Annotated in this window: 14 protein-coding genes; 2 read left to right on the top strand and 12 right to left on the bottom strand. The window is 65.4% G+C overall.

Annotation, left to right across the window (positions count from 1 at the left end):
- Nucleotides 1–380 precede the first annotated feature (380 nt).
- The 8 genes from H6844_04370 to H6844_04335 form a co-directional block, all read right to left on the bottom strand.
- Nucleotides 381–1,706, bottom strand: coding sequence for a peptidylprolyl isomerase (locus tag H6844_04370; protein MCB9928637.1), 1,326 nt, complete (start codon nt 1,704–1,706; stop codon nt 381–383).
- Nucleotides 1,679–2,767 (bottom strand): LPS export ABC transporter permease LptG, encoded by a 1,089-nt coding sequence (gene lptG / locus H6844_04365; protein ID MCB9928636.1) that lies wholly within the window; start codon nt 2,765–2,767, stop codon nt 1,679–1,681. The genes H6844_04370 and lptG overlap by 28 nt, the downstream gene beginning before the upstream one ends.
- 143 nt (nt 2,768–2,910) lie before the next feature.
- Nucleotides 2,911–3,675, bottom strand: coding sequence for a helix-turn-helix domain-containing protein (locus tag H6844_04360; GenBank protein ID MCB9928635.1), 765 nt, complete (start codon nt 3,673–3,675; stop codon nt 2,911–2,913).
- Nucleotides 3,676–4,015: 340 nt separating this feature from the next.
- A complete protein-coding gene (locus H6844_04355; protein ID MCB9928634.1) occupies nt 4,016–4,819 on the bottom strand; it encodes an alpha/beta fold hydrolase in 804 nt (267 codons plus the stop codon).
- Nucleotides 4,820–4,831: 12 nt separating this feature from the next.
- On the bottom strand, nt 4,832–5,617 hold the full coding sequence (locus H6844_04350) for an alpha/beta fold hydrolase (protein ID MCB9928633.1): 786 nt from the start codon (nt 5,615–5,617) through the stop codon (nt 4,832–4,834).
- A gap of 12 nt (nt 5,618–5,629) precedes the next feature.
- Nucleotides 5,630–6,517 (bottom strand): MBL fold metallo-hydrolase, encoded by an 888-nt coding sequence (locus tag H6844_04345; protein MCB9928632.1) that lies wholly within the window; start codon nt 6,515–6,517, stop codon nt 5,630–5,632.
- Nucleotides 6,518–6,617: 100 nt separating this feature from the next.
- Complete coding sequence (locus tag H6844_04340; GenBank protein ID MCB9928631.1) at nt 6,618–7,070, bottom strand: MaoC family dehydratase N-terminal domain-containing protein; 453 nt, start codon at nt 7,068–7,070, stop codon at nt 6,618–6,620.
- A gap of 34 nt (nt 7,071–7,104) precedes the next feature.
- Nucleotides 7,105–8,229: a malate/lactate/ureidoglycolate dehydrogenase gene (locus H6844_04335; protein MCB9928630.1), complete on the bottom strand. Its 1,125-nt coding sequence runs from the start codon at nt 8,227–8,229 to the stop codon at nt 7,105–7,107.
- Between the two features lie 44 nt (nt 8,230–8,273).
- On the opposite strand from H6844_04335, the gene H6844_04330 reads away from it, so the two are divergent.
- Nucleotides 8,274–9,110, top strand: coding sequence for an isocitrate lyase/phosphoenolpyruvate mutase family protein (locus tag H6844_04330; GenBank protein ID MCB9928629.1), 837 nt, complete (start codon nt 8,274–8,276; stop codon nt 9,108–9,110).
- A 51-nt stretch (nt 9,111–9,161) separates the two neighbouring features.
- On the opposite strand, the gene H6844_04325 is transcribed toward H6844_04330, so the two are convergent.
- Nucleotides 9,162–9,824, bottom strand: coding sequence for a nitroreductase family protein (locus tag H6844_04325; protein MCB9928628.1), 663 nt, complete (start codon nt 9,822–9,824; stop codon nt 9,162–9,164).
- A gap of 124 nt (nt 9,825–9,948) precedes the next feature.
- Between H6844_04325 and H6844_04320 the strand changes: the two genes are divergently transcribed.
- Nucleotides 9,949–10,890 carry an LLM class flavin-dependent oxidoreductase gene (locus H6844_04320; GenBank protein MCB9928627.1) on the top strand — a complete coding sequence of 314 codons (942 nt, stop codon included), beginning with the start codon at nt 9,949–9,951 and terminating at the stop codon, nt 10,888–10,890.
- A 209-nt stretch (nt 10,891–11,099) separates the two neighbouring features.
- Here H6844_04320 and H6844_04315 read toward each other — a convergent pair whose 3' ends face one another.
- The 3 genes from H6844_04315 to H6844_04305 are packed head-to-tail and all read right to left on the bottom strand — an operon-like array spanning nt 11,100 to nt 14,122.
- Nucleotides 11,100–12,263 (bottom strand): acyl-CoA dehydrogenase family protein, encoded by a 1,164-nt coding sequence (locus H6844_04315; GenBank protein ID MCB9928626.1) that lies wholly within the window; start codon nt 12,261–12,263, stop codon nt 11,100–11,102.
- A gap of 35 nt (nt 12,264–12,298) precedes the next feature.
- Nucleotides 12,299–13,324 carry a histone deacetylase family protein gene (locus H6844_04310; GenBank protein ID MCB9928625.1) on the bottom strand — a complete coding sequence of 342 codons (1,026 nt, stop codon included), beginning with the start codon at nt 13,322–13,324 and terminating at the stop codon, nt 12,299–12,301.
- A gap of 15 nt (nt 13,325–13,339) precedes the next feature.
- The gene (locus H6844_04305) at nt 13,340–14,122 is read right to left on the bottom strand and encodes a competence/damage-inducible protein A (GenBank protein MCB9928624.1); all 783 of its coding nucleotides are present in this window, start codon (nt 14,120–14,122) and stop codon (nt 13,340–13,342) included.
- Nucleotides 14,123–14,151 lie beyond the last annotated feature (29 nt).

The following is a 14,151-nucleotide window of genomic DNA, read 5'->3' as shown; positions in this document are numbered from 1 at the left end:
GGAGGATTTGTGGATCGGCTGGGTGACCATCCCCACGACCTCGCCTTCGATCGCCAGACGGGCCGCGGTTTCGATGCTTTCGATAATGGCGGCCATGCTCCGGGAATCCGGCGCCCCGAGGGTGTCGGGGACCGGCGCGGCGACCGGAAAGACCGGAAGGGCCTGCGGAAAGCGGCTCGCGGCGTCGGCGACCGTATCGACGGCGACGACCGGCACCTCCCAGCCCAGGCGTGCCGCCAGTCGGCGCAGGCGCTCGACATTGTCGACGGCGCAAAAGGCGGGGATGCAGTCGCTCTTGCGCTGCAACCAGGCTTTCAGCGTAATCTCCCCACCGATTCCGGCGGGGTCACCCATGGTTACCGCGAGCACACGTCGTCGCCTTATTGCGGGATTTCGATCAGCGCATTCTGACGCAAGTCACGCAGGTATCGCCGCGCCTCAAGATCGGACCGCCGGTTCAACAAGGTCGCCCGAACCTGGTCGCGATCCGGAAGTCCGATCGACTTCACCTCCTTGTTGCACAGCACCATGATCAAGACGCCGTCAATAAGGGTCAGGGCCTTGGTCTTGCCGCTGTCGCCGAGTTTCTCGATGAACGGGCGCAAGGGCCCCGGCAACTCGCCAAGGCGGATGGCGCCCAGGTCGGTCGACTGCGCTCCGTATTTTTTCGCCACCGCGGCCACGTCGGTGCAACCGGAAATTTCCGCCCGCGCCCGCTCCGCCCGTTGCACGATCTGCCGCTTCACGGCGTTGCTGGCGTTCTGGGCGAAGGGCGCATAATAGCGCTGCAAGTTGTACAGGGTCTCCTGGCGCCCTTCCTTGCCGAACTCGCGCCGATCGCGCAGTGCCAGAAGGTAATAGCCATCGTCGACCTCGACCGGCGGCGACACCTGCCCGACCGGCATCGCCCGCAGGGCGGCCGCCAAACGCGGGTCGAGTTGATCGACATCCACCCAGCCCATATCCCCGCCGCCGGCCGCGGTGGGCGCCTGGCTGAACTGCCGGGCCAGGGTTTGAAACGAATTGCCCTTTCGGATCTGGTCCCGGATATCCTCGATCACGGCCTTCGCGGCGGGCAGGTCCTGCACCGTCTGCGCGGAAATGAAGATCTCCGCCAGCAGAAATTCCTCGGTCTGCCTTTGTCCCAAATCGGCAAGATAGGCATCGATGTCCTCGTCGCTGATCGCGACCCTGCCGCTCAATCGCTGCCGCACCACCTTCCGCCAGGCGAGGGTCGCCCGGATTTGCGAGATCAATGTCGCCGCATCGATCCCTCGGGCGGTCAGCGTCTTCAGCAGCGCGCCCTGCGCCATGCCGTTGGATTTCTCGATCGTGGCGATGGCCGACTGAATTTCCTCGTTATCGACCGTCAATCCCAGGCGGCTTGCCTCCTGCAACTGAATCCGCTCGTCCGTCAGCCCCTCCAGCACCTGGGACCGGATCCGTTGCAGGGCGGACTCGCTCGTCGGCCGGCCGGCGGTGGCAATCACCATGCGCAGCCGGGCATCGACGTCGTATTCCGAGATCGGGTAGTCATTGACGATGCGGACAATCTTGTTGGAAGCCGACGCCTGGGCCATGCCGGTCTGCACAAGGAAAAGCAGCGGCACAAGCACAGAAACTATACCAACAATCCCAATAATTGGTCTCGTCTTTTTGGCTTCAGAAAAACAATTCATCATCCGTCCTCGGTATACAAAAGCCAAGCGGCACCCAACATTGTAACGAATGCGACCGGAGCCCAGGCAGAAAGAGCCGCTGGCAACTGCCCGGATAATCCAAGGCGAAAGAACACTTGCGTCAGCAAGTGGAAACCCAAGCCGGCAATGGCAGCCATCGTCATCAGCAGAAGCACGCCGCCCCGACGAGGCGGCCGGATGGCGAAACCCGCGGCGATCAAGACCATCGAGACCATCGCCATCGGAGCCGCCAATGCGATGTGCAGCTGGACCCTGTGGGCCGCCGCAGAGAAGCCCGCGTCTTCTAGCAGCCGTATGAACGCCGGTAAACGCCAAACCGGCATGCTGGCCGGCGACGCGAAACTGTCCTCGAGCTTGAGCCATGTCAGCCGGGTCGGCAATTCAAGATGGGGCTGTTGGACCGCAGCCTGGGCCGGACCGACGGTGCTCACATCGTCAAACGCCCAGACCCCGTTTTTCAATACGCCCCGCGCCGCATCGATTCTCTTCTCGAACTTGCCGTCGTCCGACATCTCAAAGACGGTGACTTCCTCAAGATACCGGCTTCCGGGCACCAGCTTGTTCGCATGAACGATAAAATTGTACCGTTCCGAATAATCCTTCAACCACAATCCGGACTCCTGAAATACGGTGTTGCTGGATTTCTTGTCGAAATAGACCGCCTCGAAATCCTCGAACATGGTCAGCGACACGGCGACCAAAGGATTAAACGCAACGACCTTCAACACTCCGATCAAGAATGCCACCGCCAATCCCGGCAACAACAACTGCCAGATCGACAATCCGGCCGCTCTTGCAACGGCCAGTTCGTGATGCCGCGACAGTTGCGACAACGCCGCCAGGGCCGCGAACAGCATCGCAAACGGCAGGGCAATATCGATGATGTGCGGCAGGTGCAGCAATGCCATTTGTACGATCGTGCCCAGGCCCACGTCCGCGCGAGATGCCGCGCGCCGCACCAACTCCAGCACCTCCAGCAACAGCACAACCATCGCTGCAACGGCGAGAAACCCGAAAAACCACACCAGAATTCTACGTGAAATATAAAGAAACAGCGTCTTCGACATTATTTTTCCCTGGGACTCTTACAAAAGTCCCTCCGGATAGGCGGCGTTAATCAATGCCATACAATATCCCTATCCCGATTCCGAACGCCAAACCGCCTCACGGCAGGGGCTGACATGCGCCATTGCGAAGCGTCAGGCGAAAATCATCGATCGGTGTGATCCGCCTCTGGCTTGGCCAAGGTGTTGAGCTCGGACCAGTCCAGAACCCGCACCCGCTGCGGCGTCGGCAGCGCGATCACCTGGTTGTCGATCAAACGGGTCATCGTCCGGCTCACCGTCTCGATCGTCAGGCCGAGATAGTCGGCAATATCGCTTCTCGCCATGGGCAGGTCGAACTGGCCCTTGTCGCCAACCCATTCCGCGGACGCCAGAAGAAACGCCGCCACTTTCTCGATCGCGGTTTTGCGCGACAAGAGGACGATATGGTCGTTGGCGGCATGCAGCCGGTCCGACGCCATGGAGGCGACCTGCCGGTGCAGGGCCGGGAACTCCTGGGCGAGTTCTTCCAGGTCCCGCACGGTGATCCGGCAATATTCCAGATCGGTTACGGCTTCGGCCGTAGCGGGATAGGCCGATTGGCCGAAACCGCCGCCGAAGAAATCGCCATCGTGCAGAAATCCGACAACACTGCGGCGGCCATCCGGGAAGCTTCGGACAACCCGCACCACCCCCCGGCGAATGGTAAAGAAATGGCGCGCGGGATCGCCTTCAAAGAACAGGGCCTGCCCCGGCGTCGCTTCCAGCTGATCGGTCTTCTCGGCCACGCGGATCAGCTGGCCCGCCTCCATGCCCGCACAGAGGCTGTGGTCGCGAACCGGGCAGTGCGCACAATCCGGCATTCGCGCCGCAGAGCGAATCGATGGACGGTACAAACTTTCCCGGCCCGCGGTATGCCGCCATATGTTCATCGACGCTCGATCCCTTATGGACTCAGCCATTCATACCAACAATTGCCCGCTACCACCGAACAAATCAAGCGCGCATTCTTGGATGTGCGGTGCCAGGGTCGAAGTGTCGCCAGAGGACTGAACCGGCTCAACAGACCATTGCTCATGCACATTCCCAGCTTAAACGGGACAGTTACCCGAATGCGCAGACACCTCATTCTACAACTTTTTTGACTGTTCCTTCAAACGCCAAGTTCCTCCCCTCTCCGGGTAAGAATAGAGGGGCACCAACGGGAGAACTCCACCTATGCCGTCGCCAATGTAGGCGCGCTTGGATTACCGGCAACGGCAGCGGCGCAGACTAGGACCCGAACCGCCCCTCGCCCAACCAGGGCAACACTTCGCTCCCCCACAAATCCGGGGTGTTGACCGGCAGAAAATGGCCCGTCGGCAACTCGCGGAATTCCGCGACGGGGAGGGCGTCCGCGATGGCCCGCATGGCGGTGGGCGTCAGCAAGGCGTCGTCGCTGCCCCCAATCACCAGCACCGGGCCGGCAATGCGCGCAAGATGCGCGGTTTCGTCCATGGCCGCCAGCATGCGGTTGTGGCTGGCATAGCTCACCGGATCGTTGGCGATCCATCGGTTGCGATAGGCGACAAAGGCTTCCCGGTCGCTGCGGTATTTGGGCAAATAGGAGCGGTCGAGGCTCGTATCGACCTGGCCGCGCATGCCCTGGACTTCCACCAGGTCCGCGCGGGACCGGAGCATGTCTTTCAGCCCGTCACTCCCCCCGATCGCCGGGCTGGAGACCGCGACCCTGCGCACCTTGGCCGGGTGGCGCGCCGCGAACGCCAGCGCGACGCCACCGCCGAGGGCCGTGCCCGCCACATCCGCCGGTTGCGCAAGCCCGACGGCGATGATCAGCGCCGCGAGGTCGTCGCACAGCGTCGCGACATCCAGCTCCCCCCTGATCTTCTCCGACGCCCCGGTGCCCCGCCAGTTGTAGCGCAGCACGCGGCGGCCGGCGGCGGCCAATGCCGGCATGCAGCGGTCCCAGCTTTGCAGGGAGCCGCCCAATTCGTGAATCAGCACCAGCGGCGCGCCGCCGGCCGGCCCGGTCAGCTCGTATTCCTGGACGATGCCGTTCGCTTCGATCAAGGCCATGACCCGGTCTCCTCACGCCGCCAGCCAGGGCAGCACGGTTTCGGCCCACAGGTCCGGTGCATAGACCGGCAGGAAATGGCCGGCCTGCAATTCCCGGTAATCGGCGCCGGGAATGGCGTCGGCGATCTCCTTCACCGCGGCCGGGGTGCGCAGCGGATCGTCGGAACCGGAAAGCACCAACGCCTTGCAGGCCAGCTTGCCGAAGTTCACCGACTCGTCCATGGCCCCCAGCATCAGATTGTGGGCGGCAAAGCTGTCCGGATCGTTGCAAATCCAGCGGTTGCGGTATTCGGCGAATGCCGCTGGGTCTGTGCGGTATTTCTCGGGGTAGGAGAGCGCCAGGCTCGGATCGGCGAACGGCCGCATGCCGTCTTTCTTCACCCCGGCCGCGCGGGTCATGATCCGCTCATTGCCGCCGGGGCTGCCCGTCGCGGGGCTGGAGACGACCAGCTTCCGGACCCTGGCCGGATAGCGCGCGGCGAAGGCAATGGCGACGCCGCCGCCCAGCGCCGTGCCGACCATGTCCGCAGGCTGGCCGAAGCCCACCGCCTCCATCAGCGCGGCCAGATCGGCGCACATGTCGTCGATGGAGAAATCCCCGCGGATTTTCTCCGACAGGCCCGAGCCACGCCAATCCCAACGCAGCACCTTGTGCCCCGCCGCCGTGACGCGCGGGATCAGGGGCTGCCAACTGTGGCTGGTGCCGCCCAGCTCGTGCACCAGCACCAGCGGCCGGCCGGTCTCCGGCCCGTCCAGGCTGTAGTGAAGGGTAACGCCGTTCGCTTCGATCCAAGGCATGGAGCGCCCCCCTTACATCTGGAACTTCCAGGTTTCGGGCACGATGCGGTAGCCGCTGCCCTGCTTCACCAAATGGCTGAACGCCGGGAAATGCAGGTGCATGCCGGCGATCAGCAACCGGTCGGTCTCCACCATATCGAAGACGCGGCGGCGGCTGGCCGCCGCCTTTTCCTTGTCGGTGTCGAAGTCGATGCAGACCTCGGGATGGGGCGCCTGGATCTCCGGCACATGCACGGTATCGCCCCAGATCAGCAACTGTTCGTTGCCGGATTGGACCTGATAGATGGTGTGGCCGGGCGTGTGGCCGTTCGCCGGCATGGCGATCACGCCCGGGAACACTTCCTGTTCCTTCGCGAACGTCCGCATCCGCGCCTTATAGGGGCCCACCTGCTCGCGCGTGCATTGGAAATAGAGCATTTTCTCGCGATCCGTGCCCTTGGCCATGGCCGCATCGTCTTCCCAGTGCGGCAGTTCGTTCTCGTGGCAGACCAGTTCGGCATTCTCGTAGAACGGCTTCCAGGTCTCCCGGTCGCTCAGGCCCGCGGAATGGTCCGGATGCATGTGGGTCAGCATGATCGTGTCGATCTCGCTGGCCTTGATGCCGGCAATCTCCAGCATGTTCCGCTGCCAGCCGGCCGTCGGACCCATATACGTGCCGGAGCCGGTATCGACGATGGCGCAGCGCCCCTGGCTCTGAATCAGGAAGGTGTTGACGCTGGTGCGCCGCCCCTTCTCCGGCCCGAAATTGTCGCGGATCAGGGCCTGGCCCTGTTCCTCGGTGATATTGTGCAACACGCTCAACTGGCCGTCGAGAAAGCCGTCGGTTACGGCAGTGACGACGATATCGCCGATCTTGCGATGATAGACGCCGGGAATTTGCTGGGTGGGAGTCTGCGGCATGGTGGGGGTTTCCTCTGGTGGAAAGCGGGTTCCGATTGGCGGACTGTCGGCAAACCGCCTGCCAATCGGCGCCACTGTTTCGGGGCGGCAATCGTGACCGTCAGCGACCGGCCATCATCCGGGTCGCCTCGAAGGTCGCGACCGTCACGCCCTCTTGATTGACGATGTCGTTGCGGGTCTTGACGATGCCGCGATTGCCCTTGGAGGTCGGACGCAGCGACAACACCTCGACCTCCACATGGATGGTGTCGCCGACATTGGTCGGCCCCAACACCTTCAGGTCGCATTCCAGCATCGCCAGGCCGGTGTTCTGCATGGTGGCCTGGACCAGCAGCCCCTCGGCGAAGCAATAGCAGAGCGCGCCGGGCACCGGCCGCGCGCCCTTGATCGCGCCCTGATTGGCGAAGGTCTTGTCGGTGAAAATCATCTCGACCATGCCGGTGGCATTGATGAAGTTCACCAAATCCGCCTCGGTGATCGTGCGGTTGATGGTGCGGAATTTCTGGCCGACTTCCAGGTCGTTCCAGTGCAGGCCGAGGCCGACATAATCCATGGCTCTGGGGTCCTTGGTTCGAAAAGAAGAACGATTACAGGCCGCTCAGGGCGGCGATGTCCGTATCGTTGATGCCGACGCGCCGCGCCGCTTCCTGGATGCTGGCCCAGGCGTCGTCGGCCAGCGGCACGCCGTTGGCGAGGCGCTCGGCCTTGGTGGCGCGCTCCGGGTCGCCCGGCACCAGCACCGGTTTGGAGGGATCGGCAGGCTTGGCCGACATGACGAAATTCACATAGTCCGCCACTTCCGCCGCAAAGCCACCCTGGTCGTCGATCGTGGCGGCGTCGATATAGATCGACAGCATGCCGTTGGCGAACGGCTTGCCCGGCGGGCCGGCGGTGCCGTTGCCGGTGAGCGCGCCGCCCAGCAATTCGCACATCAGCGCCAGGCCCGACCCCTTGTGGTCGCCAAAGGCCCGGATCGCGCCCTTGCCGTCGCGCAAGGCCACCGGCGCATCCGGCCCCGCGGTGCCATAGAGGGCCACGGGGTCGGTGGTGCGGTTGCCGTGCTCATCGATCAGCGCGCCCTCCGGCAAGGGCTTGCCGCCCTTCGCCGCGACCATCACCTTGCCCTCGGCGACGATGGAGGTGGCGAAGTCGAGGATCACCGGCGGCTCGCCCTTGCGCGGCACGCCCACGCAGAAGGGCGCGGTCGAAAACCGCCGCTCGGTGCCGCCATAGGGCGCCACCAGGACCGAGCCGCGCGCATTGGCGAAATGAACGGAGACATAGCCCGCCTCCGCCGCCTTGATCGCCCACGAGCCGACGCGGCCCACATGCCCGGCATTGCGCAGCGCCACGATATAGCAGCCGTTCGCCTTCGCCCGCTCCAGCCCGAAATCCACCGCCTGTTCGGCGACGGTGTGACCCATGCCGTAATCGCCGTCCAGCACGGCCATGGCCGGGTTCTCGCTCACCACCTTGATGGTGCGCCCCGCCTTGAACAGACCCTGCTCCAGCCAGGAGACATAGCGGCTGGTGCGCAGCACGCCATGGCTGTCGTGCCCGGTCAGGTTCGCGTCCAGCAGGTAATGCGCGATACGCCTGGCCTCGACGCTGTCACAGTCGGTGTGTTCGAAAATCCGCGCGATCAGCGCTTCGAGTTTGTCGGCGGCGATGATGACGCCCATGGCCTTCCTCCGGCTTCGGATTGGGCGCATCATGGCGTTCGGCCGCCGGTTCGACAAGCGTGGAAGGACCCGAAATGCGAAGCCAAGTCGACAAAGCCGATCTGTTTGCACGACTGCACCGTCAGGAGGGTATTTTCGTCATTCCCAACCCTTGGGACGTCACCAGCGCAAAGATGCTGGCCGGCCTGGGCTACAAGGCTCTGGCCACCACGTCAGCGGGCATGGCCTGGAGCCTCGGCCTGGGCGACAGCCAGGTCGGTCGCGAGCAAGTGCTGGAGCATTGCCGCATGCTGGCCGCGGCAACCGACCTGCCGCTGGCCGCAGACCTGGAGGATTGTTTCAGCGAGACGCCCGAAGGCGTCGCCGAGACCATCCGCCTGGGGGCGGAGGCCGGTCTGGTCGGCGGCTCGGTCGAGGATTGGGCGCCGGGCCGCACCGGCGACGCAGCCCGCATCCGGCCCATCGCGGAAGCCGCCGAGCGAGTGGCTGCGGCGGCCGAAGCGGCCCGCGCGCTCCCCTTCCCGTTCATGCTATGTGCCCGGGCGGAGAACCACATTCGCGGCGTCACCGACCTGGCAGACACCATTCGCCGCCTGCAAGCCTTCCAAGAGGCCGGCGCCGACGTGCTGTATGCGCCGGGCCTCCGCACGCTGGAGGATATCCGCAGTGTGCTCAGCGAAATCGACCGCCCCTTCAACATGCTGATGGGCGGGGCCACCGGCTTCCACACGATAGCGGAGTTGGCGGCTCTGGGCGTGAAGCGTGTGAGCCTCGGCGGTGCCTTCGCCAACGCCGCATACAGCGCCCTGCTGAACGCTGCGAAGGAGGTGGCGGAGCAGGGCACCTTCACCTTCCGCAACCAGACGGTGCCCGCCGGCGACATTGTCGGCTTGTTGCAGCGAGGCCAATAGCACAGAGCCCCGATCGCGATTGCGGCGCCCGGTCGAACGCCGGACGCGCGTTCAGTCCAGCGCGTCCCACTTCTGGCCGATCACGTCGAGCGAGACGAAATCCTTCAGGTCGCCGCGGCTGACCGGCCCGAAATGGCCCATGGGCCAACCGATCGGGATGATGGCGTAGGAGAGCCAGCCATCGGGCAGCTTCAGCGCCTTCTCCGTCTCGTCCGCATAGATCAGGTGGCGCGTGGTCAGGTTGGCGCCCAGCCCCAGCGCCCGGCAGGCGAGCAGGATGTTCTGCACCGCCGGATAGATCGAGGCGCCGGACATGCGCGACGGCAACCCGCCGCCGCTCTTGAGGCAGCAAACGATCCAGACCGGGGCCTCGTGGAAGTGGTCGGTCAGATATTCCACGGCCAGGTGCTGGCGGTGATATTTCTCCGCGTTCGAACCCGGCGGCGGCGCGCTGGTGGCGTAGCGCGGGCCGATGACCTCATCGAGCGCCTTCTTGTACCAGACCTGAACCGCCTGCTTGATCGCGGCATCCTTGACGACGACGAAATGCCAGGGCTGGTTGTTGCCGCCGCTGGGCGCCCGGATCGCGGCGTCGAGGATTTTCACCACCAGTTCGTCCGGCACCGGGTCCGGCTTCAGCCGGCGCATGGCGCGCATGGTGTAGAGGATATCGAACAGATTCTGGCTGTTCAGGTCGATGGGGGCGTTGGCCATGGGGCAGGCTCCGGTGTTGTGCCGAGCGGAATCAGTACCACGCCGGCCCGACTTGGCAAACACGCCGCCCTTGGCGTTGAATGACCCACAACGCCGATAACCGTGCCCAAGAGGATTGCGCCCCATGCCCCTCCCCCTCGCCAAAACCGTGACCTTCGGCCTGCATTCGCAAATGCCGACCGTGGCCGACACCCGCAAGCTGGTGCGCGCCGCCGAGGATGGCGGCTTCTCCGCGCTCGCCGTCGGCGACCATCTGGCCTTTGCCCTGCCGATCCTCGACCCGTTCGTGCAACTGGCGCAGGTGGTCGCGCTGTCGGACCGGCTCCGGGTGCACACCTCGGTCTATCTGCTGCCGCTCCGCCACCCGGTGCCGGTGGCCAAGCAGGCGGCGACGCTCGACCGCGTGAGCGGCGGTCGCTTTGTCATGGGCCTGGGTGTCGGCGGCGAGTTTCCGGGCGAGTTCGCCGCCGCCGGCGTGCCGCACAAGGAACGCGGCGCGCGCCTGGACGAAGGCATTGCGGTGCTGCGCAAGCTCTGGACCGGAGAGAAGGTGGCGCACGACGGCCGCTTCTTCTCCTTCCCCGAAACCCAGATGCTGCCGACCCCGGCCCGCCCCGGCGGCCCACCGCTTTGGGTCGGCGGCCGCACCGAGGCGGCGTTCCGGCGCGCGGGCACGCTGTGCGACGGCTATGTGAGCTATGTGGTGACGCCGGACCAGTACCGAGCCGCCCTGCAAAGCATCGGCGGCCATTACGCGGCCGCCGGCCGCTCGCACGCCGAATACGGCACCTCGCACCTGTTGTTCATGCGGCTCGGCCCCACATACGAGGAGGCCTACGATGCCGCCAATGCGCTGTTGTCGAAGCGCTACGCCATGGACTTCTCGCGCGCGACCAAACGCTATGCGGCCCTGGGCGCACCGGCGGACATCGCGGCCTTCCTGCAGCAGTTCCATGCCGCGGGCGTCCGCCATTTCGAACTGGAATTCCTCGGCACGCCGGAGGAACGCGACGCCCAGATCGAGCAATTCGGCCGCGAGGTCCGGCCGTTGCTGGATTTCGCCTGAGCCCCTTCTCCCGGGAAGGCGGCAGCCGTCACGGCCCGGCTAGCGCAGGTTCTTTCCCAGCTGGCTCGCCGCCCCATTTTCCCTGTCCTCGCGGAAGCGGGGACCCATGCCTGAGAGACAAAGACAGCCTCCGCGTCCTGTGAGACGCTCTCAGGCATGGGCTCCCGCTTCCGCGGGAGATCGGTGGTTCAACCAGGACCGAAAACGTCCTACCGCAGCCCCAGCCCGCGGGCGATGATGCCGCGCAGCACCTCGCGCGTGCCGCCCTGGATGGTCAGTTTCGGGGCGATCAGCGTGTTGAGCCGCTGCACATCCTCGAACCGGGCCCGGTTGCCCGCCATGGCCTGGGCGGCCTTGGGGGCCAGCAGGCGCACGGTATTGGGCAGCGCCTGCTCCCAGTTGGTGCCCAGGTCCTTGACCACCGCCGCCTCCGCCACCGGCGACTGGCCGTCCTGGAGCATGCCTGCAATCGAGGCCGACATGCGCCGCAGCGTCTTCAGATGGGCGACTTCCCGTCCCAGGCCGGCGCTGATGCGGTCGTCCGCCCTGGCCTCCGCCACCCGCGTCAGCTCGATCAGCGAGAAGATGGTTTCGGTCCAGCGGTCGGGACCGGAGCGCTCGTAGGCCAGCTCGTCGGTCGCCTGTTTCCAGGCCTCGTCGACGCGGCCGATGACATGGGAATCCGGCACGAACACGTCGTCGAACACGACCTCATTGAACTCGTGCGCACCCGTCAGGTTGATGATCGGGCGCGGTTGCGGCCCGTTCTCGTCCATTTTGATCAGGAACTGGGTCAGGCCGTGGCGGCGGTTTTCCTGCGTCGACGGCGAGGTGCGGACCAGGGCGATCATATAGTGCGAGCGGTGCGCGTTCGAGGTCCAGATCTTGCGGCCGTTCACCAGCCAGCCGCCGTCGGTCTTGGTCGCGCGGGTGGACGCGGCGAACAGATCGGAACCGGAATTGGGCTCGGACAGGCCGATGCAGAAACAGAGTTCGCCCGCCGCGATCTTCGGCACGATCTCCTTGCGCACCTCCTCCTGGCCGTATTTCAGCAGCACCGGGCCGCTCTGCCGGTCGGCGACCCAGTGGAAGCGCACCGGCGCCCGCATCGCCAGCATTTCCTCGGTCATCACATAGCGCTCCAAATGCGAGCGCCCGTGACCGCCATAGGCCTTGGGCCAGGTCATGCCGAGCCAGCCGCGCTCGCCCACCTTGCGCGAGAATTCGGGATTGTAGCCCGCTTCCTTGTCGGTATCGCCGGGCGTGAAGGTGCCGGCGGCGATTTCCCGGTGCAGGAACTCCCGCACTTCCATGCGGAACGCCTCCAACTCCGGCGTGAACGGCATGGAATCGAAGCGGAATTCGTGAGCCATCGGCGTGTCCTCGTGTGCGGCGGGCGGGCGGGTCTTCAGCGCCCGCTCGCGAACCCGTTCAGAAAGCTGGTGAGATTGGCCCCCAGGGCCTCGACATTGTAGCCACCCTCCTGCACCAGGACGGTGGGCAGGCCCAGCCGGGCGATGGCTTCGCCGATCCGGCCAAAGCCCTCGGTCGAAATCGACAGGAAGCCGATCGGGTCGCCCGCATAGGCATCGAAGCCCAGCGAGACCAGAAGCGCATCCGGCGCATAGCGGCGGATGGCGCCCAACCCATCGTCCAGCGCCGACAGATAGTCCTCGTCGCCGGTGCCCTGGGCCTGGGGCAGGTTCAGATTGTAGCCGAGCCCCTCGCCCTCGCCGCGCTCGTGCGCATAGCCGGCGAAGAACGGAAAATACTCGGCCGGGTCGCCGTGCAGCGACACGAACAGGCAATCGCGCCGCCGATAGAAAATCCCCTGGGTGCCGTTGCCGTGATGCACGTCGATGTCGAGGATCGCGACCCGCGCCAGTTCCTGCAACATGTCGTTGGCGGCGATAGCGACATTGTTGAGATAGCAGAATCCGCCGGCCGTATCGGCATAGGCGTGATGGCCCGGCGGCCGGCAGGCGGCATAGGCCACGTCCGCTCCGTCCAGCACCGCCCGGGCCGCGCTGACGGCGGTATCGGCCGACGCCAGCGCCGCCTCCCAGGTGCCGGCGACGATGGGGGCGGAGTTCGTGGTGACGTAATAGCCCGCCTGGCCCAGCACGTCCGTCGGCCGGCCGGTCATGTGCCGGCCCGGATGCGCGTTCGGCTGCACCGCCGGCGGCGGGTTCGGCAGTTCCTGCCAGCGCTGCCAGGCGGTCTCCAGGAATTCGAGATAGCCGGGATCGTGCACGGCGGCGACCGGGGCCAGGCCATGGCTTTCCGGCGCTTCCACGCTATGGCCGCCGTCGACCAGGGCCTGGTGCAAGGCGCCGGCCCGGGCCGCCACCTCCCAATGGGGAACGGCCCGGCCGCGGGCGATGATTTCCGGCGGCTGATGGCTCAGATGAACGTCAGAGAAAAAGGCGCGCATGGCCGAATCTGCCCTTTACCAACTACGGTCGTCTTCGATGGTCTCGCCGCCGAGGTCGGCGATCATGCGGCGGATCTCGTCGCCGACGGTGTCGAGCAGATCCTGGCTGGTGGCGCGCGCCACCAGTTTCACGCCATTGCCGCGCGGCGTGTTGTAAAACGGATACGAGCCGAGGTCCGCATGCGGGTGGCGCTTCTGGATCGCCTCCAGCGGCCCGGCCAGTTCGCCCTCGACCAGATGGGTGGTGATCGAGCGGGAATGGACGACATTGCCCCGGCGCAGATAGGGCTTGGTCGCCTCGAACATGGCCTGGGCGATCCGGGGCACACCGGCCAGCACGAACACGTTCTCGACCTTCAGGCCGGGCGCGATCATCGCCTCGTTGTTCACCAGTTCCGCGCCTTCCGGCGCCAGCGTCATCCGCTTGCGCCCCTCGGTAAAGTCCTGTCCGCGGGACGCATAAAAGGCTTCCAGCCGCGCGAAGGCCTCCGGGTGGTAGGTCACCTTGCGCTCGAAGGCGAGGGCCACCGCTTCCGCCGTGATGTCGTCGTGGGTGGGGCCGATGCCGCCGGTGGTGAACACATAGTCCCAGCGCCCGCGCAGCGCGTTCACCGCGTCCGCGATCTCGCGGTGAATGTCCGGCACGACGCGGACTTCCCGCAATTGAATGCCGATTTCGTTCAAACCGCGCGCGATATACGCGATGTTTTCGTCCTGAACACTGCCGGACAGGATTTCGTTGCCGATCACGGCGATCGCAGCGGTTACGACGGTCTCGTCGGGGTGGGCGGCGGCCATAAGTTTTCCTTCGGATCGGGCGAACGGCT

This window comes from Alphaproteobacteria bacterium, assembly GCA_020638555.1.
GTDB lineage: Bacteria > Pseudomonadota > Alphaproteobacteria > Bin95 > Bin95 > JACKII01.
The sequence above is the reverse complement of the archived record's forward strand: the minus strand, read 5'-3'. Positions and strand labels throughout refer to the sequence as shown.